Annotated in this window: 25 protein-coding genes, 1 pseudogene and 1 riboswitch; of the genes and pseudogenes, 16 read left to right on the top strand and 10 right to left on the bottom strand. The window is 65.8% G+C overall.

What is annotated here, in order from left to right:
* Both ABIB73_RS06340 and cobJ read left to right on the top strand, forming a co-directional pair.
* Positions 1-732, top strand: a complete 732-nt coding sequence (locus tag ABIB73_RS06340; protein WP_354222193.1) for a precorrin-2 C(20)-methyltransferase — start codon at positions 1-3, stop codon at positions 730-732.
* Positions 729-1,463: a precorrin-3B C(17)-methyltransferase gene (cobJ, locus tag ABIB73_RS06335; RefSeq protein WP_354222192.1), complete on the top strand. Its 735-nt coding sequence runs from the start codon at positions 729-731 to the stop codon at positions 1,461-1,463. The genes ABIB73_RS06340 and cobJ overlap by 4 nt, the downstream gene beginning before the upstream one ends.
* On the opposite strand, the gene ABIB73_RS06330 is transcribed toward cobJ, so the two are convergent.
* A complete protein-coding gene (locus tag ABIB73_RS06330) occupies positions 1,439-2,185 on the bottom strand; it encodes a cobalt-precorrin-6A reductase (RefSeq protein WP_354222191.1) in 747 nt (248 codons plus the stop codon). The two genes, cobJ and ABIB73_RS06330, sit on opposite strands and share 25 nt — an antisense overlap.
* On the opposite strand from ABIB73_RS06330, the gene cbiT reads away from it, so the two are divergent.
* Genes cbiT through cobT form a run of 7 tightly spaced genes read left to right on the top strand, consistent with a single transcriptional unit; the run spans position 2,184 to position 8,361 of the window.
* Entirely contained in the window at positions 2,184-3,365 is a 1,182-nt protein-coding gene (cbiT, locus tag ABIB73_RS06325) for a precorrin-6Y C5,15-methyltransferase (decarboxylating) subunit CbiT (RefSeq protein WP_354222190.1), read from the top strand. The genes ABIB73_RS06330 and cbiT overlap by 2 nt on opposite strands.
* Positions 3,362-3,730, top strand: coding sequence for a cobalamin biosynthesis protein (locus tag ABIB73_RS06320; RefSeq protein WP_354222189.1), 369 nt, complete (start codon positions 3,362-3,364; stop codon positions 3,728-3,730). The genes cbiT and ABIB73_RS06320 overlap by 4 nt, the downstream gene beginning before the upstream one ends.
* The gene (gene cobM / locus ABIB73_RS06315) at positions 3,727-4,509 is read left to right on the top strand and encodes a precorrin-4 C(11)-methyltransferase (RefSeq protein WP_354222188.1); all 783 of its coding nucleotides are present in this window, start codon (positions 3,727-3,729) and stop codon (positions 4,507-4,509) included. The genes ABIB73_RS06320 and cobM overlap by 4 nt, the downstream gene beginning before the upstream one ends.
* Complete coding sequence (locus tag ABIB73_RS06310) at positions 4,509-5,819, top strand: cobyrinic acid a,c-diamide synthase CobB (RefSeq protein WP_354222187.1); 1,311 nt, start codon at positions 4,509-4,511, stop codon at positions 5,817-5,819. The genes cobM and ABIB73_RS06310 overlap by 1 nt, the downstream gene beginning before the upstream one ends.
* Positions 5,816-6,544 carry a uroporphyrinogen-III C-methyltransferase gene (gene cobA / locus ABIB73_RS06305; RefSeq protein WP_354222186.1) on the top strand — a complete coding sequence of 243 codons (729 nt, stop codon included), beginning with the start codon at positions 5,816-5,818 and terminating at the stop codon, positions 6,542-6,544. The genes ABIB73_RS06310 and cobA overlap by 4 nt, the downstream gene beginning before the upstream one ends.
* Positions 6,544-7,293 carry a precorrin-6A synthase (deacetylating) gene (cobF, locus tag ABIB73_RS06300; RefSeq protein ID WP_354222185.1) on the top strand — a complete coding sequence of 250 codons (750 nt, stop codon included), beginning with the start codon at positions 6,544-6,546 and terminating at the stop codon, positions 7,291-7,293. The genes cobA and cobF overlap by 1 nt, the downstream gene beginning before the upstream one ends.
* Positions 7,294-7,308: 15 nt before the next feature.
* The gene (gene cobT / locus ABIB73_RS06295; protein ID WP_354222184.1) at positions 7,309-8,361 is read left to right on the top strand and encodes a nicotinate-nucleotide--dimethylbenzimidazole phosphoribosyltransferase; all 1,053 of its coding nucleotides are present in this window, start codon (positions 7,309-7,311) and stop codon (positions 8,359-8,361) included.
* A gap of 6 nt (positions 8,362-8,367) precedes the next feature.
* Here the strand turns inward: cobT and ABIB73_RS06290 are convergent, their stop codons facing one another.
* The gene (locus tag ABIB73_RS06290) at positions 8,368-8,940 is read right to left on the bottom strand and encodes a histidine phosphatase family protein (RefSeq protein WP_354222183.1); all 573 of its coding nucleotides are present in this window, start codon (positions 8,938-8,940) and stop codon (positions 8,368-8,370) included.
* 71 nt (positions 8,941-9,011) lie between these two features.
* A riboswitch (cobalamin riboswitch) is annotated at positions 9,012-9,212 on the top strand.
* Between the two features lie 116 nt (positions 9,213-9,328).
* Between ABIB73_RS06290 and ABIB73_RS06285 the strand changes: the two genes are divergently transcribed.
* On the top strand, positions 9,329-11,686 hold the full coding sequence (locus tag ABIB73_RS06285; RefSeq protein ID WP_354222182.1) for a TonB-dependent receptor: 2,358 nt from the start codon (positions 9,329-9,331) through the stop codon (positions 11,684-11,686).
* A 12-nt stretch (positions 11,687-11,698) separates the two neighbouring features.
* Complete coding sequence (locus ABIB73_RS06280) at positions 11,699-13,132, top strand: PepSY domain-containing protein (protein ID WP_354222181.1); 1,434 nt, start codon at positions 11,699-11,701, stop codon at positions 13,130-13,132.
* Between the two features lies 1 nt (position 13,133).
* Here ABIB73_RS06280 and ABIB73_RS06275 read toward each other — a convergent pair.
* Positions 13,134-14,500 (bottom strand): annotated as a pseudogene (locus ABIB73_RS06275) (amidase).
* Positions 14,481-15,677 (bottom strand): MFS transporter, encoded by a 1,197-nt coding sequence (locus tag ABIB73_RS06270; protein ID WP_354222180.1) that lies wholly within the window; start codon positions 15,675-15,677, stop codon positions 14,481-14,483. The pseudogene ABIB73_RS06275 and the gene ABIB73_RS06270 overlap by 20 nt, the downstream one beginning before the upstream one ends.
* A gap of 29 nt (positions 15,678-15,706) precedes the next feature.
* On the opposite strand from ABIB73_RS06270, the gene ABIB73_RS06265 reads away from it, so the two are divergent.
* Complete coding sequence (locus ABIB73_RS06265) at positions 15,707-16,042, top strand: hydroxyisourate hydrolase (RefSeq protein WP_354222179.1); 336 nt, start codon at positions 15,707-15,709, stop codon at positions 16,040-16,042.
* Here ABIB73_RS06265 and ABIB73_RS06260 read toward each other — a convergent pair whose 3' ends face one another.
* The 6 genes from ABIB73_RS06260 to ABIB73_RS06235 all read right to left on the bottom strand — a co-directional run bounded on the left by ABIB73_RS06260 (position 16,043) and on the right by ABIB73_RS06235 (position 21,467).
* Entirely contained in the window at positions 16,043-16,858 is an 816-nt protein-coding gene (locus ABIB73_RS06260) for an ABC transporter permease (RefSeq protein WP_354222178.1), read from the bottom strand.
* Complete coding sequence (locus tag ABIB73_RS06255; protein WP_354222177.1) at positions 16,858-17,721, bottom strand: ABC transporter permease; 864 nt, start codon at positions 17,719-17,721, stop codon at positions 16,858-16,860. Before ABIB73_RS06255 ends, ABIB73_RS06260 begins: the two co-directional genes overlap by 1 nt.
* A 4-nt stretch (positions 17,722-17,725) precedes the next feature.
* Positions 17,726-18,772: an ABC transporter substrate-binding protein gene (locus ABIB73_RS06250; protein WP_354222176.1), complete on the bottom strand. Its 1,047-nt coding sequence runs from the start codon at positions 18,770-18,772 to the stop codon at positions 17,726-17,728.
* A 29-nt stretch (positions 18,773-18,801) separates the two neighbouring features.
* A complete protein-coding gene (locus tag ABIB73_RS06245; RefSeq protein ID WP_354222175.1) occupies positions 18,802-19,896 on the bottom strand; it encodes an ABC transporter ATP-binding protein in 1,095 nt (364 codons plus the stop codon).
* A gap of 108 nt (positions 19,897-20,004) precedes the next feature.
* Complete coding sequence (locus ABIB73_RS06240; RefSeq protein ID WP_354222174.1) at positions 20,005-20,754, bottom strand: aspartate/glutamate racemase family protein; 750 nt, start codon at positions 20,752-20,754, stop codon at positions 20,005-20,007.
* A gap of 2 nt (positions 20,755-20,756) precedes the next feature.
* The gene (locus ABIB73_RS06235) at positions 20,757-21,467 is read right to left on the bottom strand and encodes a GntR family transcriptional regulator (protein ID WP_502918404.1); all 711 of its coding nucleotides are present in this window, start codon (positions 21,465-21,467) and stop codon (positions 20,757-20,759) included.
* Between the two features lie 200 nt (positions 21,468-21,667).
* On the opposite strand from ABIB73_RS06235, the gene ABIB73_RS06230 reads away from it, so the two are divergent.
* The 4 genes from ABIB73_RS06230 to ABIB73_RS06215 all read left to right on the top strand — a co-directional run bounded on the left by ABIB73_RS06230 (position 21,668) and on the right by ABIB73_RS06215 (position 25,677).
* A complete protein-coding gene (locus ABIB73_RS06230; RefSeq protein WP_354222172.1) occupies positions 21,668-22,672 on the top strand; it encodes an ABC transporter substrate-binding protein in 1,005 nt (334 codons plus the stop codon).
* On the top strand, positions 22,656-23,507 hold the full coding sequence (locus ABIB73_RS06225; protein WP_354222171.1) for an ABC transporter permease: 852 nt from the start codon (positions 22,656-22,658) through the stop codon (positions 23,505-23,507). The genes ABIB73_RS06230 and ABIB73_RS06225 overlap by 17 nt, the downstream gene beginning before the upstream one ends.
* Complete coding sequence (locus tag ABIB73_RS06220; protein WP_354222170.1) at positions 23,507-24,283, top strand: ABC transporter ATP-binding protein; 777 nt, start codon at positions 23,507-23,509, stop codon at positions 24,281-24,283. Before ABIB73_RS06225 ends, ABIB73_RS06220 begins: the two co-directional genes overlap by 1 nt.
* Positions 24,284-24,486: 203 nt before the next feature.
* Positions 24,487-25,677 (top strand): amidohydrolase family protein, encoded by a 1,191-nt coding sequence (locus ABIB73_RS06215; protein ID WP_354222169.1) that lies wholly within the window; start codon positions 24,487-24,489, stop codon positions 25,675-25,677.
* Positions 25,678-25,682: the final 5 nt, after the last annotated feature.

The raw sequence follows: 25,682 nt of genomic DNA, 5'->3' as shown, positions 1-25,682 counted from the left end.
ATGGGACGCGTCATCTGCTGCGGTCTCGGCCCCGGCGATCCCGACCTGATGAGCGTGCGCGCGGACCGCACGGTGCGCGGTGCAAAGCATGTCGCCTATTTCCGCAAGAAGGGCAGACCGGGCCAGGCGCGGCGCATCGTCGAGGGCATGCTCGCAAGCGATGTGACGGAATATCCGATGGAATATCCGGTCACCACGGAGATCGCGTTCGACAGTCCTGAATATGTTCAGTTGCTCGCCGGCTTCTACGACGAATGGGCGGAGCGCCTGGCGCGGCTCGCGCGCGCGGTCGATGTCGTCGTGCTCTGCGAGGGCGATCCCTATTTCTACGGTTCCTTCATGCACCTGCACACGCGGCTGCAAGGCCGCGTCGAGATCGAGGTGATCGCCGGCATTCCCGGCATGGTTGGTTGCTGGAACGTCGTTGGCCAGCCGATCGCGCTCGGCGACGACGTGACGACGGTGCTGATGGGGACGCTGGCTGAAGACGAGCTGGAACGACGCATGCGCGATTCCGATGCACTCGTCATCATGAAGACCGGCCGCAATCTCCAGAAGGTACGTCGCGCGCTCGCGTCGGCCGGTCGACTGAATGACGCCTGGCTGGTCGAGCGCGGCACCATGCCGGGCGAGCGGGTCGCGCGGCTCGCGGATGTCGATGCTACTGAGTGTCCCTATTTCGCGATCGTGCTCGTGCACGGCAAGGGCCGGCAGATGGACGCTGCCGAATGACGGGCACGCTGACCATCGTGGGCCTCGGGCCGGGCAATGAGGCGATGGTAACGCCCGAGGTCTCCGGCGCGCTTGCAGCCGCGACCGATATTCTGGGCTATGCGCCCTATGTTGCGCGCGTGCCACCGCGGGCCGGACTCACCCTGCATCCGTCCGACAACCGTGAGGAGCTGCAACGCGCGAGCGAAGCGCTGAAGCTTGCGGCCGAAGGCGGACAGGTTGTCGTCGTGTCTTCCGGCGACCCCGGCGTCTTCGCAATGGCATCCGCCGTGTTCGAAGCGCTCGAACAGGCGCCGCAATGGCAAAAGATTCCGATCCGCGTGCTGCCTGGTGTCACCGCGATGCTGGCGGCGGCCGCGCGCGCCGGTGCGCCCCTCGGTCATGATTTTTGCGCGATCAATCTCTCCGACAATCTCAAGCCGTGGGCGGTGATCGAGAGGCGCCTGCGGCTGGCGGCGGAGGCTGATTTTTCCATCGCGTTATACAATCCGCGCTCGGCGAGCCGGCCCGAGGGATTTGGCCGAGCGTTGGCGGTGCTGAAAGAGGCCGGTTGCGGCGAGCGGCTCGTGATTTTTGCGCGCGCGGTCAGCGCGCCCGATGAAAAGATCGAGACCGTCGCGCTGAACGAGGCACGGCCTGAGATGGCCGACATGCGCACGTTGGTGATCGTCGGCAATTCGCAGACGCGCCGCGTCGGCCGCTGGGTCTATGCGCCGAGGCAGGTCCGATGACCGAGCCACTGCATCACCTCGGCGACGCTCTCGACCCGCTTCCGCTGAGGCAATTGCGGCCGCGAGATCATGATCACGGGAAGGCCCAGTGTCCGAGCCGCGTCGATCTTGGCGTGTGCACCTTCGCCACCGGAATTGCGGGCGACGACCCATGCGATGCCGCGCGCGCACATCGTCTCCAACTCGCTTTGAAGCGTGAACGGTCCGCGCGACACGATCACATCGGCTGCGAAGGGCAGGGACGCTTCCGGCGGATCGACGAAACGGAGTGTGTACGCGTGCTGCGGCTTTGCAGCAAACGGCGCGATGTGCTGGCGCCCGATGGCGAGGAACACCTTCGCCGGCGACTCCGGCAGCGCGGCGGCCGCGGCGTTGACATCCATGACCTCGATCCAGTTGTCGCCGGGCGCCTTGGCCCAAGGCGCGCGCTCGAGCGCGATCAGCGGCGTTCCGGTTTCCGCGCACGCGGCAACCGCGTTGCGGCTCATCTCGGCGGCGAAGGGATGCGTCGCGTCGATCACATGCGTGATGGTTTCACAACGGATGTAATCGGCAAGGCCGCTTACCCCGCCAAAACCGCCGATGCGGGTCGGCAGCGGCTGATCGGCAGGCGCGCGGGTGCGGCCGCCATAGGAATAGACGGCGTCGATGCCCGCGCGTGCGATCTCCGCCGCAAGCTGGCCTGCATCGCTCGTTCCGCCCAGAATGAGGGCGCGCGTCATGGCTGATCCCTGGCTGACCATCATCGGTATCGGCGAAGATGGCCTCGCCGGGCTCTCGGAAGCAAGCCGAAAGGCGCTTGCCGAGGCTGAAACCGTGTTCGGCGGCGAGCGCCATCTTGCGCTCGCGGGCGTGACCGGCCGCGGCCGCCCGTGGCCGGTGCCGTTCGACGCAGAGGTGGTGCTGAGCTGCCGCGGCCGCCCGACCGCAGTACTCGCCTCCGGCGATCCGTTCTGGCACGGCGCCGGCGCAAACCTTGCCGAGAAGTTGGATCAGAGCGAGTGGATTGCGTATTCGGCGCCGTCAACCTTCTCGCTCGCCGCCGCGCGGCTCGGCTGGCGCCTCGAATCCGTCGTCTGCCTCGGTCTGCATGCCGCGCCGCTCGAGCGCCTCGTGCCGCATCTTGCGCCGGGCGCGCGGATCATTTGTCTCGTGCGCGACGGCAAAGCGGCTGGCGAGCTTGCAAAATGGCTGACGGGCCAGGGATGGGGCGTCTCGGCATTCTGGACTCTCGCCGCACTCGGTGGGTCGCGCGAAGGCATCGCAAAGCATCGCGCCGACAGCTTTGTGGGCGATCTCGCCGGAAACCTGATCGCCGTGGCACTCGAGGCGAGGGGAGCGCAGGGCATTCCCCGCAGTTCGGGACTGTCGGACGACCTCTTCATCCATGACGGCCAGATCACCAAGCGGCCGATCCGCGCGCTGGCACTCTCCGCGCTGGCGCCGCGTCCCGGCGAGCGGCTATGGGACATTGGCGCCGGTTCAGGCTCGATCTCGATCGAGTGGGCGCTGTGTGGCGGGGCGGCAATCGCAGTCGAAGTGCGCGAGGATCGCGTCGCGCACATCCACCGCAATGCGGCGGCGTTCGGAGTGGCGCATCGGATCACGGTCATCACGGGGAGCGCACCCGATGCTCTGGCTGCGCTGGAAACCCCGGATGCCGTCTTCATTGGCGGCGGCCTCGACATCGCGATGCTCGATGTCATCTGGTCGCGGCTCTCGCCGGGGACGCGGCTCGTCGCACATGCCGTAACGCTGGAGACCGAAGCGCTGCTTGGCGAGCTGCACCGGCGCCACGGCGGCGAACTGATGCGAGTGGAGATTGCACATGCCGCTCCGCTCGGTCGCTACCGGTCCTGGGAGGCTGCGCGGCCCGTGGTGCAATGGAGTGCGGTCCGATGAAGGTCGCCGGGTTCGGATTTAAACGAGACGTCACGCTCGCTTCGCTGCGCGAGGCGCTTCTGGCGGCCGGCGGTCCCGAAGGCCTTGTGGCAATGGCGACTGTCAGCGACAAGGCCGACGCCGAGGCGCTGAAACTTCTCGCGCGCGAATGCGGCGTGCCGATCAAGGCTGTCTCGTCCGACGTACTCGCAGGCATCTTGACGCCGACCCGGTCAAAGCTCATCACCGAGAAGTTCGGGACGGGATCTGTCGCCGAAGCTGCCGCACTTGCGGCAGCCGGCCCTGGCGCGCGGCTAATTTCGACGCGCGTGGTCTCGCAGGATCGCACCGCGACCGCGGCGATCGCGGAGGGAGACGGCGCATGACGGTGCACTTCATCGGCGCAGGGCCGGGCGCTCCCGATTTGCTGACCTTGCGCGGCCGCGACCTGATCGCCGCGTCTCCGGTCTGCCTCTATGCCGGCTCGCTGGTGCCTGAGGGTGTGCTGGCGCATTGCCCGCCCGGCGCGCGCATCATCAACACCGCGCCGCTGTCGCTCGACGAAATCATCGCGGAGATCGCCGCCGCGCATGCAGAGGGCAAGGACGTGGCTCGGCTGCATTCCGGGGATCTCTCGATCTGGTCTGCGATGGGCGAACAGCTCCGCCGCCTGCGTTCGCTCGGCATTCCCATCACGGTCACGCCGGGCGTTCCGTCTTTCTCGGCTGCCGCGGCAGCGCTCGAAGCCGAACTCACATTGCCAGGACTTGCACAGACGGTGGTGCTGACGCGTACGCCGGGCCGCGCCAGTGCGATGCCTGAGGGCGAGACGCTTGCCGCATTCGCTGCGACCGGCGCGGTGCTCGCGATCCATCTGTCGATCCATCTGCTCGACAAGGTCATCGCCGAACTCACGCCGCATTATGGCGCGGACTGCCCGGTCGCCATCGTCTGGCGCGCGAGCTGGCCAGACCAGCGGGTCGTCCGCGCCACGCTTGCAACGCTCGACGCTGCCGTAGGCAGCGAGATGGAGCGCACAGCGCTCATCCTCGTCGGCAAAACGCTAGGCTCGGCGGATTTTGTCGAGAGCCGCCTCTATTCCGCCGATTATGACCGCCGCTATCGGCCGGTCGGCGCCGAGCCGCGCTTTCCGGAGGCATCATAATGGCGGCAGGCCTCGTCATCTCCGCGCCGGCCTCCGGCGTCGGCAAGACCACGCTGACGCTGGCGCTCGCGCGCGCCTGGCGCAATCGCGGATTGCGAGTGCAGTGCTTCAAGAGCGGGCCTGACTACATCGATCCAGCTTTTCATGCCGCCGCCACAGGGCGTGCGTCCGTCAATGTCGACAGCTGGGCGATGGACCGTGCGACGATCGCCCATCTCGTCAGCCGCGGTGCGGATGCGGATATCGTGCTCGCGGAAGGCTCGATGGGCCTGTTCGACGGCGTCGCCGCGCGTGGCGTCTGCGGCACCGGTGCGACCGCCGATATCGCAGAGATGCTGGGCTGGCCGGTGCTGCTGGTGATCGATCCGTCCGGACAGGCGCAGACGGCGGCGGCGATCGCTGCCGGCTTGCGCGACTACCGCGCCGGCGTGCGCCTTGCAGGCGTCGTGCTCAACCGCATCGCCAGCCCGCGCCATGAAGACCTCGTGCGGCGCGCACTCATAGACGCCGGCATTGCCGTCTTCGGCGCGCTGCCGCGCCATGCCGAGATCAGCCTGCCAAAGCGGCATCTCGGCCTCGTCCAGGCCGAGGAGCAGGCCGAGATCGGCAGCCTGATCGACGAGGCCGCGCGCTTTGTCAGCGCCCATGTCGATCTCGATGCGGTGCTGCGATCGGCCGCCACGTGGTCGCCACAGCCTGCGGCGAACGGGTTGAATGTAACGCCGCCCGGGCAACGCATCGCGCTGGCCCGCGATGCTGCGTTCTCCTTCGTCTATCCGCATATGCTGGAAGCCTGGCGCGCGGCCGGCGCCGAGATTTCGTCCTTCTCGCCGCTGGCCGATGAAGCGCCTGACACGAGCGCCAATGTCTGCTGGCTTCCCGGCGGCTATCCCGAACTTCATGCCGGGAAGATCGCCGCCAATACGCACTTTCGCAGCGGCTTGCGCGCCTTCGCCGAGACACGACCCGTGCACGGTGAATGCGGGGGCTATATGGCGCTCGGAACTGCTTTGACCGACGCCGACGGTATCCGCCATGAGATGACGGGCCTGCTCGGCCTGGAGACTAGCTTTGCCAAACGCCGCATGCATCTGGGCTATCGTCTCGCCGAGCTCGCTGCGCCGATGCCGGGACATCAGGTCGGCGCGCGCCTGCGCGGACATGAGTTCCACTATTCGACCATCCTCGCGCAGCCCGACATGACGCTGGCAGTCGTGCATGACGCGACCGGCGCGGTCATCGCGGAGACCGGCTCGCGGCGGGGACAGGCCACCGGCACGTTCTTCCATCTGATTGCGGAGGACCGGTGAGCGGCTTCGTCTCCTTCATCTCCGCCGGTCCCGGCGATCCCGAGCTGCTCACGCTCAAGGGAGCGGCGCGGCTGCGCGAGGCCGACGTCGTGCTTTATGACGATCTTGCCTCCGGCGCGATCCTTGATCTCGCCCGGCCCGGCGCCAATCTCGTCGCGGTGGGGAAGCGGGCAGGCCGGCCCTCGACCAAGCAGCACCATGTCAATCGCCTGCTGGTCGACTATGCCGCAACGGGGTCGCGCGTCGTGCGGCTGAAGTCGGGCGATGCTGGGATATTCGGCCGGCTCGAGGAGGAGATCGAGACGCTGCGCGACGCCGGCATCGGCTATGAGATCATTCCCGGCGTCACCTCGGCCTGCGTTGCGGCAGCCCAGGCCGGCATTCCCCTGACCCGTCGCCACACCTCGCGCCGGGTGCAGTTCGTCACCGGCGCCGATGTCACCGGCGAGCTGCCGCAGAACCTGAATTGGGCGGCGCTGGCCGATCCGGAGGCGACGACCGTGGTCTATATGGGCCGCCGCACCTTTCCGGCGCTTGCCGCAAAATTGATCGCACACGGGCTGGCGCCAAACACCCCGGCGCTGTTCGCCGAATCCCTCGGACGCCCCGACGAACGGCTGGTCCGCACCACCATTGCCGAACTTGCCGAGCAGCTTGCGCGGGGCGGAGCCGCCTCGACGGCCGCCGTCATCCTGTTCGGCGCGCTTGCGGAGGGAAGTTCGTGATGCTCACGCTCTCCCTGATAGGCATTGGTTGCGGCGATCCCGAGCAGCTCACGCGCGCCGCGGTTCGCGCCATCAACGCGGCCGATCTCGTCCTGATCCCGTGCAAGGGGACCGCGAAATCCGATCTCGCCGATTTGCGGCGGACGATCTGCGCCGACGTGCTCACCAGCGACAGGACGCGCATCGCCGAGTTCGATCTTCCCGTGCGCGACGCGGGCGAGGCGGATTACCGCAAGGGCGTGGATGATTGGCACGATGCGGTGGCCGCGACCTGGTCGCAGTCGATTGCTGATCATCTTGGAAACGAGGGCAAGGTTGCGCTGCTGATCTGGGGCGATCCGTCGCTCTACGACTCCTCGCTGCGGATTGCGCGGCGGCTAAATCCTTTGCCGAAGATCGAAGTCATTCCAGGCATCACCTCGATCCAGGCGCTGTGTGCGGCGCATGCGCTGCCGCTCAACGACATCGGCGAGCCGTTTCTAGTGACGACCGGGCGCCGCTTGCGCGAGGGCGGTTGGCCGCAAAGCGCCGACACCGTTGTTGTGATGCTCGACGGCGGCACCGCATTCCAGTCGCTCGATCCAGCCGGGCTTCACATCTGGTGGGGCGCCTTTCTCGGCATGTCTGATCAGATCGTCATGTCCGGCGCGTTGACCGAAATCGGCCCGCGCATTGTCGCTATGCGGCAAGAGGCGCGGGAGCGGCACGGCTGGATCATGGACAGCTATATTCTCAAGCGCAGGCCGTAAGCCAAGCGAGGCAGCATGCTCCCCGAATGGATCTACCAAAAGTGCCCCGAGGTCTCCGCGGTCCATCGCGAGGCAGCGATGGCGCGGCAGGCGCAACTGACAAAACCAACCGGCGCGCTCGGCCGGCTCGAGCAGCTCGCGATCGAGCTCGCGGGCCTGCAAGCGACCGAGCAGCCACGTGCTGCGCGGGTGCCGATCATCATCTTCGCCGGCGATCACGGCATTGTCGCTCAGGGCGTGTCAGCCTATCCGCAAGCTGTCACCATCGCGATGATGGCGAATTTTGCGTCCGGAGGTGCTGCAATCTCCGTGCTGGCGCGCGAGCTTGGCTCGCGCCTCGAAGTGGTCGATGCCGGCACGCTGACGCAGCAGGAGATGGCGGGCATCGTCACCGACAAGCCGCGCAACGGCACGCGTGATTTCAGCGTTGAGCTGGCGCTCGAACCGGCGGAGCTGGCATTTGCCTTCGACGCCGGCCAGCGCGCAGTCGCACGCGCCGGGGTCAGTCAGCCCGATCTCCTGATTTTCGGCGAGATGGGCATCGGCAACACCACGACATCGGCGGCGATTGCCGCGAGCCTGCTCGGCGTGAGCGCCGAGGAAATCGCCGGCAGCGGCACCGGTGTCGATACCGCCGGCCGGGCGCACAAGGCGCGGGTGATCGATGCTGCGATTGCGCGCCATGGCGTTGCCGGTGCGTCGCCCGAAAGAATCCTTTGCGCCGTCGGAGGCTTCGAAATTGCGGCGATCTGCGGCGCGATCATTGCGGCTGCGCAAGCCCGCATTCCCGTGCTGATCGACGGCTTCATCGTGTCGGTGGCGGCTCTGGTGGCGGTCCGCCTGAATCCGTCATGCCGGCCGTTCCTGTTGCCGTCACATCAATCGGCGGAGCAGGGCCATCGGCTCGTGCTTCGCGCGCTGAACGTCCAGCCGCTGATCAGCCTCGATCTCAGGCTCGGCGAGGGATCGGGCGCCGCGATCGCGCTGCCGCTGGTGCGGCTCGCCTGTAGCCTTCACAACGGCATGGCGACCTTTGCCCAGGCCAATGTGCCGGATCGGCCGGCCTGATCAGGCTCAAGCCACGCGATGATTGACGGATAAGACGCGCCAGCCGGTCGCGAGCCGATCGATCCGGGTCAGCGACAGCGGATCGATCACGAAGCGCAGGGCTGCTTGTGGCGTGAGGTCTAGCGCAATGCATAGCGCGGCGCGGATGGTGCCGGAATGCACGACGAGGGCTGCCGATCCGGCTCCGATCCGCGACAGACCCTGCCGGACGCGCGCGACCTGATCCTCAAAGCTCTCACCGCCCGGCGGCCTGGCGCGCGCCGGATCACTCCAGAACTGCGCATAGGCATCGCCACCGCTAGCTGCAAGTTCGTCATGCCGCAGGCCGGTCCAGTCGCCAAAATCCTGTTCGCCGAATTCACTTATGAGCACCGGATCGCGCCCCAGCGCGCGCGCCGTCTCGACCGTTCGTCGCGATAGGCTCGCATAGCTCACCGCCTCCGGCGGCAGGTGTCGCCGCAGCGCATCGAGCTGCGCCCGGTCGGTCAGATCGGCCGGCGCGTCAGGCGCATGGATCGTCCCCACAATGCCGTGGACGGTCGCGTGACGTATCAACCAGAGGAAGGTCTCGCCTTCCATGCAAATCTCCAAGGAAGTTGGTAGCTGTGGCAATAACGCCGCATCCGCACATTGACTCTGTCTTGCCCGTAATCCTAGATGGCCGTGACGGTTTCCCCATCCGGGGATGAAAAGGGAATGCGGTGCGGGGATGTTTCCCCAATGCCGCGGCTGCCCCCGCAACTGTAAGCGGCGAATCTTGCGTCACGAGCCACTGGGTCTCTCGGTCCCGGGAAGGCGACACAAGGTCATGACCCGCGAGCCAGGAGACCTGCCGTCAGCCGTGGTCACACGCGAAGATGTCGGTCGGGGAGTACAGACATTCGGCTTCATCGGAAGGCCTGAAAGGCCGAAGGTGGGACCTTGGTTCGCTGTGACGTGCCACTGACGTCATACCGAGGTTCGAGCCATGTCTTCCGTCCGTCTTGCGCGACCGCGCCGCTTTTTGCTCGCGTCCGCTGCTCTCTCGTCGTTTGTTGCCGCCGATCTATCCGCCGCGCTGGCGCAGCAGGCCCGCGAACCCCTGCCGCCGGTTGAGGTGTCGCCAGCCCAATCCCGAAAGCGGGCCAAACCGGTCGGCCGGGAAGCGCAGAGCGCGCGTCGCGCGGCAGTGCGCCGGCCCGCGGCAGCGTCGACCGCGCCACAGCCGGTCGTGCCGGCCGCGGTGGCGCAAACGCCGCTCAACACCAATGTCGTGGCCGAAAGCGCCTCGCGGCTCGGCCTGACCGTGCGGGAGATCCCCGCGACCGTCGAGGTCATCTCGGCCCAGACCATGCGCGAGCAGGGCTACCGCACTGTCTCCGACGTCGCGCAAGGCGCGGTCGGCGTCACCTCCGGTGACAATCCGGCCGAGCCCTCGGCCTTCTCGATGCGCGGCTTCACCAACAGCCAGATCAACACGCTCTACAACGGCATCAAGATCGGCCCGCAAAACATGACCTCGCGGATCACCGACACGGCCAATCTGGAGGCCGTGGAATTCCTGAAAGGTCCGGCCTCGCTGATATCCGGCGAAGGCGCCGCCGGCGGCTCGATCAATTTCGTCACCAAGCAGCCGCATACTGGGGCGATCCGGAACGAGGCGGATTTCTCCTCTGACTCGCTGAATTCGTTCCGCGCTCATTACGGCTCCGGCGGCAGCACCAACGTTGAGGGGCTGGACTACCGTTTCGACATCAGCCGTTCCTCGCTTAATGGCTTTGCCGACGACACCAACACCAAGACGCTCGACGTGTCCGGCCAGCTCAACTATCGGATCTCCGACAGCCTCAAGATCTGGGGCGCGATTGAGTATCGCGAGGACCGCGGAAAGGCTTACTGGGGTGCACCGCTGGTCCCAGTCGCCTTCAGCGGCTCGCATGCCACGGCGGGCATCGTCTCGGGCACTTATGTGTCGAATTTCAATGGATCGAATCTCGGACCAATTACGATCGACGATCGTACCTTCAACACCAACTACAACGTCCTCGACAACCGCAACGTGGCGCAAGAGGTGTGGCTGCGCGGCGGCTTCGAGCTGAAGCTGGCGCCGGACCTGACGCTGAAGAGCCAGGCCTATGGCTACGGCGCGGAGCGCTCGTGGTTCAACAACGAGGTCGAGGCGTTCAATTCCGCGACGAATACGGTTGACCGCAGCCGCTTTTATGTCGCGCACAGCCAGAGACTGGTCGGCAACATCACCGACCTGACCTGGGATGCGAACATCGCCGGTTTCGACAATCGCCTCGTCACGACGCTGTCCTCAAGTTACCTCGATTTTGTCAGGCCAGGTGCGGCGAATTTCCCCGGCGATTCCGTTTCGCTGGTCGATCCCGACCGCGGCTTTTACGGCCTGCTCACGACCAAGCAGCAGACCGCGCGCATCGACAACGAGGCGCTGTCGTTCGAGGACCGGCTGAAGCTCACGCGAAGCTTCGCCCTTGTCGGCGGTCTACGCGTCGAACATATCGGGCTTGACCGCAACTCGACCGACCAGAACGGTCTGGAGAACGCGAATTTCCCGTTCTCGAAATCCTGGGCGCCGGTGACGGGTCGCATCGGCTACACCTGGGAGGCCATTCCCGGCCTGACCTTCTTCAGCCAGTACGCCACCGGCGCCGATATCTCCGCCAACAACATCTTCCTGCTCGCGCCCACCCAGCCGCTCGACCTGACGACCGCGCGCACCTACGAGACGGGTGTCAAACATCTGCTCTGGGACAACCGGGCGGAGTGGTCGTTCTCGGCCTACGACATCCTGCGCAAGAACGTCTATGCCGCCGCCGGCGGCATGCAGCTCAACATCGCCGGACGGCAGGAATCGAAAGGCGTCGAGCTCGCCGCATCCGTTCGCCCGATCGAACCTTTGCGGTTGTGGGGCAACATCGCCTATGTCGATGCGCGCTATGCCGACTATAACTTCGCCGGCGGCTCGTTCTCCGGCAATACGCCGCCGAACGTGCCACGCGTCGTGGCCAATGCCGGCGCGTCGTACCGCTTCTTGACGTCGTGGCCCGTGGAGCTCGGAATCGTCGGCCGCCATGTCGGCGACCGCTACAACACTGACGCTAACACCGTGACGCTGAACGCTTATACGGTGGGGGATGTCTATGCCTTCGTCGATATCCCCAAGACGGTATTCGCTGCGGTCGATCAGGCGCGCCTGACGTTCCGGGTGCGCAACTTCACCGACAAGCGCTATGCGATCTGGGGCGATCCGTTCTATCCTGACCAGATATTGCTGGGCGCGCCGCGCACCTATGAGATCTCCGCTGCGTTCAAATGGTAAGGCATTGAACGCATGATGGGCGCGATCGTCCTGCTGCACCGCTGGCTCGGGGTCGCATTCTGCCTGCTGTTCGCGATGTGGTTTGCGACGGGGATCGTGATGCACTTCGTTCCGTTTCCGTCGCTGACGGAAGCGGAACGCTTTGCCGGCCTCGCGCCGGTGGACCCTGCGCAGGTGACCATCGGGGTCGCCGACGCGGTAGCTTCCAGCGGCATCACCGAGGCAACACGCGTTCGCCTGATCCAGCGGAGCGACGGGCCAGTCTACAGTGTATCAGGAGCCTTGCTTGGGCGCGCGGTTCGCGCCTCCGACGGACGGGACGCGACTGTCACCTCTGCCGATGTCGCGCTTGCCATTGCGCGGGATCACGCCCGCGGCCGCGGGATCGATGCAGCACAGGCCGCGATCGTTGCGCACAGGAACTACGATCAATGGACTGTGCCCAATGGATTCGATCGTCACCGGCCCCTGTTCCGCGTTGCCCTTGGCGACGCCGCCGGCACGGAGGTCTATGTCTCGTCGCTGACCGGCGAAGTCGTCCTGGATACGATACGAAGCGAGCGTGGATGGAATCTCGCCGGCAGCGTTCTGCACTGGATTTATCCGACGGTCCTGAGACGAGATTGGGCGCTGTGGGATCGCGTGGTCTGGACATTGTCGTTGGCGGCCTCGATCGCAGCCTTGCTCGGCTCGGTGCTTGGGCTCGCCCGGATCAAGCGTCGAGGAGGGCTGCTTGGCTCACCTTACCGAGGCTGGCATGCCCTGCACCACCTTATCGGCCTCGCGGCGACGGTCTTCGTGCTGACCTGGATTTTCAGCGGCTGGCTCTCGATGGATCACGGGCTGCTGTTCTCGCGAGGGCAGTTGACCACGGGCGAAGTTGGCAAGATGAACGTTCCGCCGAATTGGAGGACGGTCTCATCGCTAGGTCGGGAGCCGATGCCGTCACCGGCCCGCGAGATCGAGTGGTTCGCCTTCAAAGGCAATGTCTATCGTCGCGATCGGGTTGGCCTGGGCAGCCAGGTTTTGATGAACGCAGGCGGAACGGCCCATGATGGGCCATCGGAATTCCTGAGCGTAGATGAAATTCAGGGATTGGTGACGCGCCTCGCAGCTGGCTGCGGCATACCGTCCGTTCTGGCTGATAACGACACCTATCCCGCGCAGTCCATGCTCCCGGGTGCACCCGTCTACCGCTCGCGGTGCGGTGACCTCTGGTTCGATATCGACGGCGCCGACGGCCGGGTGCTGCAACGGCTGGACGCGTCGCGACGCGCCTATCGCTGGGCCTACAGCGCCCTGCACACGCTCGATTTTCCGGTCCTCATGGCGCACCCGCATGTCCGCGACGTCCTGATCGCCGGACTCTGCACGCTTGGACTGGTGTTCTCCATCACCGGGATCGTCATCGGCTGGCGCCGCTTGCGCTCAACCTTTGCGGCCTGACTTACGCTCTTAGCAGCGCCTCGATGTGCCGCGCGGCGCGCAGCAGCGTTCGGTCTTGCCCGCGCCGGGCGATCAGTTGCAAGCCGAACGGAAGGCCGTTCGCGTCGGTCCCGCACGGAATCGAGATCGCCGGCAGGCGGGCGTGATTGACGAAGGGGGTGAACACGGCGTGCGCGCGCGGGCTGGCCGGGCGCCGCCGATCATATCCGGTCCAAGCTGGGTGAGCGGCCAGGCGACGCAGGGCACCGTCGGCGCCAGCAGCAGGTCGACCTCCGTAAAGAAGGCGGCGAACGCACTGGCGATTGCTGTACTCGCGACCAGCGCCCCGGCAACATCCGCGCCCGACCAGAAAAGTCCGCGCTCGATCTGCTTGGCGATATCGGGATCGAAGACCGTCGGGTCCTCGCGGAAAGCGTCGCCATAGAGGGTGGCGAGGCCCGCATGCTGAAGCGGCATGATGGCTTCTTCCATCGCGCCCGCCGGCCAGCGAGGATCGCGTTGCGTGATCTGTAGCCCGGACGCGGAGAGACGCGCGACGGCACAAGCGAATCCGTTGGCGACGACGTCGTCGACTGCGACGTCCAGGCCGAGGCGCGGTGAGAACGCGATCCGCAGGCCGGCAATATCTTCAGCCTCTTGCGCGATGACGGCGGAATCCGGATCGCGCGGATCGATGCCGGCCATGGTCTCGAACGCCAGCGCGATGTCGGCGACACTGGCGGCGATTGGTGCGATGACAGAGAGGCCGAAGAATGGCTCGGCGAAGCCGGGCCCATAGGGGATCGCGCCATAGGACGGCTTGAAACCGGCGACACCGACATGGGCCGGCGGCCTGCGGCTCGATCCGCCTGCATCGGTCCCAATCGCAAGTGGCACGAGGCCGGCTGCGACCGCGGCGGCGGGACCGCCTGATGAGCCGCCGGGCGTTAGCGCAGGATCGAGAGGATGCCGAGTGGGCCCGAACAGCGGTGAGGTCGTCACCCCCTTGCAGGCGAACTCGGATGTTGCCCCGATGCCGACGATGACGGCGCCGGCCTTGCGCAGCCGCTCGATTGCAACCGCATCCTGCGGCGCGATGAAATCGGCGAACAGCCGGGAGCCCTGCGTCACGCGCCAGCCACCGACCCAGATGTTGTCCTTGACGATAACGGGGACGCCGGCCAGCGGCATTGTCTCGCCGGAGCGCACGCGATCATCCACCGCAGCAGCATCGGCAAGTGCGCGAGCGGGATCGATCGTGACGACCGCGTTCAAAGCCTTTGCGGCCTCGATGCGGTCGAAGGCAGCCTTGACGGCTTCGACCGCAGCCGCCCGCCCAACGGCAACGTCAGCCGCGATCTCGCATGCGCTATTTGCCGGCTTTGTCATGGCCTCCCCAGATCAGCGCCAATGTGCCGCAGAGCGCAAGGCACGCCAAGGCGAAGAAGGCCGCGCCGAGGTTAGCTGTGGCATCCAATATCGAAACCAGCGCCGGCGCCGCGAGCAGGCCGGCGTAGGACGCGGTGAGCACCGCGCCCGTGGTCTCGCCGATTCTATCTTGGGGGGCGAGGCGCGCGATCTCGGCGATGAAGACGCCGTTCCACCCCGACGCCGTCAGGCCGAACAGCGCTGCGACGGCGAATTGCCCAGTGCGACCGAGCGATGCGCCATCGAGGCCAAGCAGCGCGGCGCAGAAGGCCATGCCGATGCCGATGACGATGAGAACCAGGCGTGAGGCTTTCAGGCGCATTGCGACAAGACCCCAGCCGAGCCGGCCGACCAGGCCGCCTCCCTGCGCGCAGGCGAGGGCCATGCCGGCCTCGATGTGGCTCAACCCGAGCTCACGCGTGCCGAGCGTGACGAAGACGGTGTTGAGCGAGACCTGCATCGCGCTGAACGGCATCGAGGCCAGCGCCAGCATCGCGATCTGCCGGTCCGCAGTTAAAAGTGCCAATCGTGCACGCAGATCGAGTTCTGGAGGCGGGACGACTTTTCCGGCATAGGTTGGCCTGAGTCGCTCGAACAACAGGATAGTCAGCAGCGCACACGCGCCGACAGCGGCGTAGCACCAGGCAGGGCCGAACGAGATGGCGATCGCGGGCAGGGCCAGCGAGCCGCAGACGGCGCCGATCTGGTTGCCGGTCTGGCGTACGGAGAAGACGAAGGCACGCCGCTCGGCCGTCACGAGCCGCGCCAGTAGCGCCGCGCTTGCCGGGGTCTCGGGCCCGAAGGCGAGGCCCAGGCAGAGGCCTGCGGCCAGCAAGGCGGCGGTCGATCCGAGCGAGGCCAGCGCCATGCTGGCGACGATGGCTACCGCGCACAGGCTTGCGATCCGCAACGAGCCGAGGCGGGTGATGAAGCCGCCGCCCCAGAACGAAGCCGGGATGCCGACGGCGAAGACCGCGCACGTGAACATCGACAGCTGCCAGACCTCGATATGGGCGCGGGGCGCGACGACGCCGGGTGCGAACAAGGCGAGCGCGACCACAGCTTGAAGCCAGGTCATCGCGCCCAGGGCCGGCAGCAGCGCGGGCGCTGGCCGAACGGCTGTGTTTCCGTCTACCATGGCAGCGTGCTCGAAGGAGGGACGGCAAGGTGGCAGGCGGCATTTCCATTCACGCGGTCGACGTGGCGAGCGGACGCCCTGCGCAGGGCCTGCGCGTCGAGATCTGGCGGATCGATCCCGGCTCTTCTCGCATCGCCGACGGACGGCTCGGCGCAAACGGCGTGCTCGATCACCCCGTCGCGCAAGGCGCCGGTGTGACTGCCGGCGAGTATGAGGTGCTGTTTCATCTCGGCGGGTTCTTTGCTGACAGTGACGGCTTTCTCACCGTGACGCCGTTCCGCTTTCGCATCAACAATGTCGACGAGCATTTTCATCTGCCGCTAAAGTTCACGCGCTGGGGCTATTCGCTGTTCCGCGGCGCCTGATCAGTTGGTCAGCCGCCGCGACAGTCCGGTGACGCGCTCCATGACCGCGACCATGGCGATGGTGGCAATGATCAGCACGCTCGATAGCGCGGCGATGGTGACGTCGAGCTTGCCTTCGAGGTCTTGCCACATCCGGATCGGCAGCATGTCGGTTGCGGCGTCGCGCAGGAACAGCGATACCGGGACATTGTCGAAGGAGGACATGAAGGCGATGAAGGCGCCCGCAATGATGCCCGGCCGGATCAGCGGCAGCACGATCCGTCGGAACGTGTAGAGGCGGCTTGCCCCTAACACCGCCGAACTCTCGAGCAGGGTCGGCTCGAGCTGCGCCAGCGCTGCGACGGTGTTGCGCACGACATAGGGGACGCAGACCACGGTGTGGCCGATCACCAGCGTCAGCGGCGATACCGGCAGGCCGACCAGCGAGAACAGCATCAGGGCGGCGAGGCCGAAGGCCAGCGCCGGCAGCACCAGCGGCGACATGAAAAGGGAATCGAGCAGCCGCGCCGACAACGTCCGCGACCGCGAGATCGCCAGCGCCGCCGCGACGCCGAGCACGATCGACAGCCCCGTGGCCCACAGCGCGACCAAGAGGCTGTTGCGCGCGGCAAAGTGCAACTGCCACGCATTCCACAGCTCGGCGTACCAGCGCAGCGAATAGCCGGGCGGCGGAAATTTGAGCGAGAAGCCGCTGGTGAAGGAGACGATCAACACCACCAGCGACGGCGCAATGATCAGGATCAGCGCGATGATCGCGATCACCGTCATGACGAATTCGAAGCTGAATGCTTCCAATGTGCGCTTGCGCCCGCTCATCACGCGTCTCCATAGCCGCGCGACATGCGCCCGAGCGCGGTGAAGACGGAGACGACCGCGAGCACGGCGAGCAGGAAGATGATCGAGATCGCAGAGGCGAACGGCCAGTTCTGCAAGGTCGAGGCCTGCTGATAAAGATACATCGGCATGAACAGCATCTGCCCGCCGCCGATCAGCGACTGGGTGATGAAGGCGGTGATCGCGGCGGCGTAGGTCAGCGTGCATCCGGCGATCACGCCGGGCAGCGCCAGCGGCAGCACGATCTTGAAAAAGGTGCGCCAGCTTCCGGCGCCGAGCGAGCAGGAAGCATCATCGAGATTGGGGTCGATGCGCCCGAGCGCGGTGATCAGCGGCAGCGTCATCAGCGGCATCTGCACCTGTGCGAGCGCGATCACCACGCCGAACTGGGTGTAGAGCAGCCGCAAGGGCGTATCGATCACGCCGAGCGATTGCAGCGTCGCGTTGATGATGCCCTGCCGGCCCAGGATGACGATCCAGGCGAAGGTGCGCACCACGACGCTGGTCAGCAGCGGTAGCAGCACGATCAGGATGATGATGGTCTGAAGCCGAGGCCCGACCCGCTGATAGAGCCAAGCGATGGGAAAGCCGAGCACGAGGCAGACAGCCGTCACCTTGGCACCGAGCAGCAACGTCGAACCGAGTACACCGAGGCTGAAGGGATCGGTGAGGAAGTGCAGGTACTGGCCGAGCCCCCAATGGAGCGCGGCGGTGTCGTTATGCAGTGAGAGCCAGAACAATTGCAGCAGCGGCGCGACGAAGAACACCAGGAAGAACAGCGCCAGCGGCGCTGCCAATCCCATCCCGTAGGACGTCGCGTCCCGTGATGCCGGTGCTGCGCCCATGGCTCTAGATCTTGATCTCGCGGTTGAAGCGCTCGATCCAGGCCGAGCGCTGCTCGTTGATCTTCTTCCAGTCCTGGAACACGAATTTCTGCTTCAGCTCGGCCGTATCCTTGGCCAGCACGCGCGCGATCTCGCCGCCCATCGTCACCTTGGAATTGGTCGGAACGATCAGATAGGGCGGGTTCATCAGCGTGGTCTGCACCTCAGCCGTCAGCGCCGCTTCGATCAGCTTGAACGCGAGCTCGCGGTTGGGCGAGTTCTTGACGATGTGGATCGTGGTCTTGAAAGCAATGGCGCCTTCCTTCGGCGCCACGAACTCGACCGGCACGCCGCGGGCTTTCAGGATCTGGATGGCGTTGAAATTTCCGGGCGAGATGTCGATCTGGCCCTGCTGGAACAGGGTCGCGAGCGCGCCGGGATTGGCCGCGACTGCAGCGAGATTGGGCTTCAGCTCTTCCAGCGCCTTGAAGCCGGGATCGACATTGGCTTCAGAACCGCCGCGCATCTTGGCGATCTCGACCAGCCAGCCGGTGCCGAGCGTCGAGTTGAGGTTGGTGATGCCGACGCGGCCCTTGAACTCCGGCTTCCAGAGATCGGCCCAGGAGGTCGGCGGCGTCTTGATCGCCTCGGGATTGTAGGTGAGGCCGACGACCTGGAAGAACGGAGCGGGGCCCATCGGCTCCTGCGCCTCGGTGATCAGGTCCTTGTAATAGGCGCTCTTCTCGACCGGATAGGGCTCGACCAGGTCCTGGCCGATCGCGACCAGGGCAGGGCCGGGATCGTGCAGCATGACGTCGATCGGCGGGGTCGCCTTGGCAGCATTCACTTTCGCGATCTGGTCAACCGAGAGCATGGGGTCGAGCACGATTGCCGCATCCGCGTTGGCTTTGCGGAAGGCCGGCACCAGCACCGCTTTGTGCGCTTCCTCCCAGCTTCCGGTGAAGGTCGCAAACACCAGCGGACGAGCCTGGGCGAAGCTCAGTCCGGGAAATGCCTTCATGGCGCCGAGTGTGAGTGCGGTCGTCATCAGGCTTCGGCGGTTGAGGATCATGTCGAACTCCCTGTGGACTATGATTGGGTCTAAAGCGTTGCGGGAAAGGCGTTGGCAAGCGATGGTGCGAGCGGCGCAAGGCGCACCGCGGCGCCACTCTCGAGCGTGCGCGTCTCGCCGATGCGCGCCTGTGAGATTTTTACGCCGGAGCCGTCGGCGGTCGTGACCTCGTGGACGACGGTGGCCCCGAGTGGCAGCGACATGCCGACGACACCGGCAAAGCCGGTCTCGTCGCCGACGAATTGCAGATGTTCGGGGCGGATGCACACGGTGACGCGGCCGCCCTCGGCGAGGGCGCCGCCCGCGGGCCGCGCGACGATCTCCGCGCCGGCATCAAGCCGCACCTTGGCGGCGGTGCGGTCCGCCGACACCACGATTCCGGGCATGCGGTTGCTGGAGCCGACGAAGGTGTTCACGAACAGGGTCTGCGGACGGTCGTAGACGTCCGACGGCGATCCGAACTGCTCGAGCTTGCCGTGGCTCAGCACGGCGACGCGGTCGGCCATCGACAACGCCTCTTCCTGGTCATGCGTCACAATGAGTGTCGTGATGCCCGAGACGCGCTGCAGCCGCTTGACCTCGATCTGCATGTCGAGGCGCAGATTCTTGTCTAGCGCGGCAAAGGGCTCGTCGAGCAGCAGGATCGACGGCTTGATCGCGAGCGCGCGGGCCAGCGCGACGCGCTGCTGCTGGCCGCCGGAGAGCTGCCGCGGCAGCTGTTCAGCCATCGACGGCAGCTGCACCAGTTCGAGCAGGCGCTGCGCCTCGCGCTGCCGCGTCGCCGTGTCGACGCCGCGGGCGGCGAGGCCGTAGCCGACATTCTCGCTGATGGTGAGATGGGGAAACAGCGCATAGTTCTGGAACACGATGCCGACGGCGCGGCGGTTCGGCGGCAGCGCATCGACGACGTCGTCGCCGATGATGATCCGCCCCTGCGTCTGCGCGATGAAGCCGGCGATGATGCGCAGCAGCGTTGTCTTGCCGCAGCCGGACGGGCCGAGCAGTGCAATGATCTCGCCGCCCTTGATGTCGAGATTGATGTTCTCGACCGCGAGCGCGCCGCTCGGATAGCGGTGGGTGACGGCGTCGACGACGAGCGAACGTCCGCTTTGCGCATCAGCCATGATGTTGCCTCCCGTTCTCCGAAAGGAGAAAGCAAGTCTCGTGCCCTGGTCCGGCGGCGGCCGCGCAATCGAAGATGGATTGAAGATCGTCCATCGCCGCCGCTCCGCTCAGCTATCGCGATGCTCGAGCCGGGCGGCGAGCGCCTCGGCGAGACCGATGGTCGGCTTGGCGGCCGGCCGGCGGAACGTGCCCGCCGTTGCCTTGCGCAGGCGCAGCGCCACCAACGCCTCGGCCTGCTTCACGGCGGCGACGACCTGATCGACGACGGGGACGGGGATCCGGTCGGCGACGCGCTCGGCAAGCCCTGAGAGCGGTGCGCCCGCAAAGATCAGGACATCGGCCTCGTCCTCGACGATCGCGCGCTGCGCGAGATCGACGAGCACATCTTCTTTCTCGGTGCCGACCTCGGAGATCGCCTGGAACGGCGTATCGAGCATGCGGATGCCGGCGCAGCGCTCCCACAGCCCGTGGGCGCGGACGCATTCCTCGTACCAGGGCCCCAACGCCTGTGCGAAGGTGACGATGGCGAAGCGGCGTCCGACCATGCAGGCGGTCAGCATCGCGGCTTCCGCCATGCCGACCACGGGAATGTCGAACGTTTCGCGCGCGGCGAACAGGCCGGGATCGCCGAAGGCCGCGATGATCGCCGCGTCGACGTTGTTGTGCTGCTCGGCCAGCATTTCGAGCGCGATGGCGCCGCCGATCTGCGCCTCGGTGCGCGTCGAAATGTAGGGCACGCCGCGGGTCGCGGTGCAGGGGACGAGCTCAGTGCTGGGCGCGGCCGCGCGCTGCGCGACGCCCATCATCAGCCGTGTGACCTCGGTGCTGGTGTTGGGGTTGAGCAGAAGCAGCTTCATGGTTATGCCGCCGTCTGCTTGGGTTTGGAGGGGGCGAGGACTTCGAGCAACGCGGTGCCGGTCCGCCTGACATGAGCGCCGAGCAGGCGGCCGGCGGCTTCGCCGTCGCGCGCCTCGAGCGCAGCCAGAATATCTGCGTGCTCATCGACCGAATTGCTCCAGCGCCGGTCGGCGCCGAGCGCCAGATAGCGCGCGCGCTCGGCGCGGGAGATCAGCGTCTCGTGCGCCTCCCGCAGCGGCGTGTTGCGGGCCATGCGGACAATCGTGTTGTGGATCTCGCCGTTGATGGCAAAGTAATCGTCGAGCTTGCCGTTGCGATGATGACCCTCCATGCGGGTCTGAAGCGTGCGGAGGCGCGTAAGATCGCGGTCGGTGGCGCGCGCCGCGGCGAGCTCGGCGGCAAGCCGCTCGATGCCGGCGAGGGCCTCGAACAATTCCGAGATGCCGTCGACCGCGATATCGGCAATGCGCGGGCTGCGGTTGGGCCGCAGTTCGATCAGCCCCTCGGCCGCGAGCACCTTCATCGCCTCGCGCAGCGGCGTCCGCGACACGCCTAGCGACTTCGACAGCTTGGTCTCCTGGGTCTGCGATCCTGGTGGCAGCTCGCCGCGAATGATCATCGTCCGCATCCGCGCGGCAGCGCGCTCATGCAGGCCCATCCGCTTGAGTTTGGGCGACTTTCGGCCCTTGGGCGCTTCCGATTTCTGCTGCACGCGTGCCTCACTGCTCAGGTTCATCTTAGCCATTTACGGCCCTTTGACTTGCCAAAAATATCGGCGCATCTAGCTGAAAACAATGGCACAAGGCACAAATTGTATGCAGCATGCAAAATCCCCGTTGCGCTGCCGCAAACGGCGACGGATGATCTTGCGAGACGCGCGAGATCTCGCGCCTTTCCGAAACGGAGTAAGCGATGCGGACGAGTTTGCGACTGGGCCTCGTGTTGGTGGCGGCGATGCTCAGTGGAAGCGATCTTGCCTCCGCGCAGGCCGCAAAGATTAAGCTCGGTTACGCCAAATGCGCGCACTGCCTGCCGATGTCACTGATTTCAGGCATGGCCAAGAATGTCGAGGTCGAGGCCACCGGCTTCAACTCGGGTAATGACGTCCTCACCGCCCTGATATCGAAGAGCATCGACGTCGCGCAGGTGACCTACCTCCACTACATCACGGCACTCGACAAAGGCTTTGATGTCGTCGCCGTCTCCGGCCAGATCAACGGTGGCTCGGAATGTCTGTCCTCGACAAAGCTGAATCTTCCGCCTGATGACTGGACCGCGTTCAAGGCGATCGTTGCCAAGGGCAAGAGCGACGGCCAGCCGCTGAAGGTCGCGGCGTCCCGCGGCAATGCGCAGGACATCCACATGCGCGGTGCGTTCCTCAAGCAGGGCGTCGACCCCAACAAGGACATCCAGTTCATCAACATCCCCAATCCGTCAGACCATCTCGCAGCGCTCCAGCGCGGTGAGGTCGACATGATTTGCTCGGTCGAGCCGTTCGCCTCGCAGATCCGGCTCGCCGGCGCCGGCAAGCACTTCGTGCTTCCTTACGACCAGGCTGCGGGAAATCTGACCAACCTGATCGTCACGCGCTCCGACGTGATTGCGAGCCAGCGCGCCGGCGTGCAGGGCGTCGTGACCGCGGTGGTCGAGCTCGACAACAAGCTGATCGCCGACAAAGGCCCGTGGATCGACGTCATCAATAAGCTCACCGGCCTCGACAAGACGGTCGCGACGGAAGCGCTGAAGAATGCCTCGCCGGATCCTGCGATCCATCGTTCGCAGACGCTCGCGATCGCCGCGATGATGCGCGACCTCAAATACATCTCGAAGGACGTCTCTGCGGACGCGGAGAAGAACATGGACTATTCGTTCCTCGAGCAGGCCACGGGAAAAGCCAAGAATGACCTCGGTTATTGATGCCGCGCCGGCCAAGCCGGCGTTTCGGCTGACGCGGGCGTTGCAGGGGCTGGAACGCGTTGTCGTTCCCGCGCTACTGATCGCGGGCTGGGAGGCCTTCGCCCGCAGCGGGATGCTGCCGCCGGCCCTGCTGCCGGCGCCGAGTGCGGTGCTGCATGCGCTCGGCGACTGGGTGTTCGGCTTCGACGAGACCACGCAGACCTATTCCGGGCACTGGCTGCGCGATGCGCTCGCCAGCGCCTTGCGCGTGTTCGGCGGCTTTGCGCTGGCGAGCGCGCTCGGAATTCTCGCCGGCGTCGCGATCGGCTGGTCGCGGCTGTTCGAGAAGACGCTGGAGCCGACGCTGCAGATGCTGCGTCCGATCCCGCCGGTGTCCTGGATTCCGCTCGCGATCATCTGGTTCGGCATTGCCGACAAGCCCGCGATCTTCCTCGTCTTCCTCGGCGCGTTCTTTCCCGTGCTGATGAACACCATTCATGGTGTGAAAACCGTGGACCATAATCTCGTGCGTGCGGGCGCGATGATGGGCGCGAGCCAACGGCAGATGCTGACGGATATCGTGCTGCCGGCGGCGCTGCCTTCGATCTTCGCCGGCCTGCGCATCGCGGTCGGATCGGCCTGGATGCTGACGGTCACGGCCGAGATGGTCGCGGTCAAGAGCGGGCTCGGCTACGTCTTGTGGGATTCCTATTACTTCCTGCGCTACGACATCGTGCTCGCGGCGATGATATCGATCGGGCTGCTCGGCTATCTCTCCGACCTCGGCCTCAAGGCGATCATGGCGCATACGCTGCGCTGGCAGGCGACGACCACCGTGCAGGGCAGAGCGGGCTGATGGCGGCAATCGAGCTTCGCAACATCGTCAAGGTGTTTTCCGATAAGCGGCGCGGCCGCGATCTGCTGACGCTGGACAACATCAATCTCGACATCGAGGCCAATGATTTCGTCTGCCTGCTCGGCCCGTCCGGCTGCGGCAAGTCGACCCTGCTCAACATCATCGCCGGCTTCGAGCAGGCGACGTCCGGACGGACGCTGGTCGATGGCAAGCAGGTGGAACGGCCCGGCTCGGACCGCGGCGTCGTGTTCCAGCAGCCGACCCTGATGCCGTGGTTGACGGCGATCGACAACATCGCCTTCCATCTCAAGCTCAAGGGCGTCGCAAAGGCCGAGCGGCACGATCGCGCCATGGAGTTCATCGATCTCGTCGGCTTGCGCGGTTTCGAGCACCACCATCCCTCCGAGATGTCCGGTGGCATGAATCAGCGGGTCGGGATCGCCCGTGCGTTGCTGATGAATCCGAGCGTCATCCTGATGGACGAGCCGTTCGCGGCGCTGGACGCCCAGACCAAGCTCGAAATGCAGGAGGAATTGGTCGCGATCTGGCAGAAGCGCCGCTGCACCATCGTGTTCGTCACCCACAGCGTCGACGAGGCGCTGGTGCTCGGCAACAAGATCGTGGTGATGACGAAGCGGCCTGGTCGAATCCGCGAGGCCGTCAATTTCGACCTGCCGCGCCCGCGGGACATCACCAGCCCCGAGTTCAACGACGCCAAGCGTCGCATCCTGGCCCTGATACGCGAGGAATCGACGCGTCTTGCGCAGGCGTCCTAGCCATGGGAGACGCAGCAGCACCGCGCACCTGTGATTTCCTGGTGAAGGGTGGACTTGTCGTCACGCTGGACAGCACCGATCGCATCATTGCGAGCGGAGCAGTAGCCGTGGCAAACGGCTACATCGTCGACGTCGGCGATGACGACGAGGTTGCGAAGCGCTGGTCGCCAGCGCGCACCATCGATGCGCGCGACCGGCTCGTGATGCCGGGGCTGGTCAACGTTCACAATCATACGCCGCTGATGATTACCCGTGGAATGATCGAAGATCTCGGCTTTGCACCGATGTTCACGGCCGGAATTCCGCAGGGGCATCGGCTGACCGAGGGCGAGGCCGCCGCCTTGTCGCGGCTCGGCGTCTACGAAATGTTGCGCACGGGTTCGACGACGATTGTCGATTTTTACCGCTATCCGGAGGCTCTCGCCAAGGCTCATTCCGAACTTGGCTCCCGCGCGATCATCGCCGGCCGGATACATGATGCGGATCCGGAAGCCCTCACCCGGAAGCGCTACGAATATTCGGCCGCGATCGGCGCGGCGAGCATCGCCGAGAACGTCGCGCTGGTTGAACGCTGGCAAGGCCATGACAATGGCCGGATCAGGTGCGATTTTGCGCCGCACGCGCCGGATACCTGCTCGGACGATCTGCTGCGTGAGGTTGCCGATCTCGTGCAACGATACGGCGGCAATGTTCACACCCACGTCTGTCAGAGCCCGATCGAGGTGGCCCAGACGCAGGCCCGCAGCGGCCGGTCGCCGGTCGAGGTGCTCGAGGCCGCAGGTTTGCTCAACGAGAGCCTGATTGCGGCGCATTGCATTCACACGACGGCCGGCGATGAAGCCGCTCTTGGAGCAGCGAAGGCGACGATGGCCTATACGCCGATCGGCAATGCCAAAACCGGCCGCATCGCACCGGCGGCGGCCATCGAGCGCCACGGCGCCCGCATGGCGCTGTGCACCGATACGTTTTCCGGTGACATGTTCGAGGCGATGCGCTGGGCTGTCGCAATGCAGCGGATACGTGGTGAAACTGATGGATTGAACGCGCGGACCGCGATCCGGTGGGCGACGCAGGGCGGAGCCGAGGCGCTCGGTCTGGGCGATCAGATCGGTTCGATTACGCTCGGGAAAAAAGCCGATTTGGTATTGCTCGACCTGTCCGAACCGACGCTTGCGCCCGTTATCGACGGGTTCGGTGCCCTGGTATGGTCCGGCAATGGTAACAATGTCCGGACTGTCATCGTCGATGGCCGTATCGTGATCGAAGAGGGGCGCTTGCTGAACGCCGATGGCGCTGAACTGGTCCGCGAGGCACAGAAGGTTGCGGAGACGCTGTGGGCCCGACACAATGTCACTCCCGTCAGGCAAAACCATCGACGAGCCATTGGAGGCTGACCGTC

It is taken from the genome of Bradyrhizobium sp. F1.4.3 (genome assembly GCF_040548375.1).
Lineage (GTDB): Bacteria > Pseudomonadota > Alphaproteobacteria > Rhizobiales > Xanthobacteraceae > Bradyrhizobium.
Note: the sequence above shows the minus strand (reverse complement) of the source record. Positions and strands in the feature narration are given on the sequence as shown.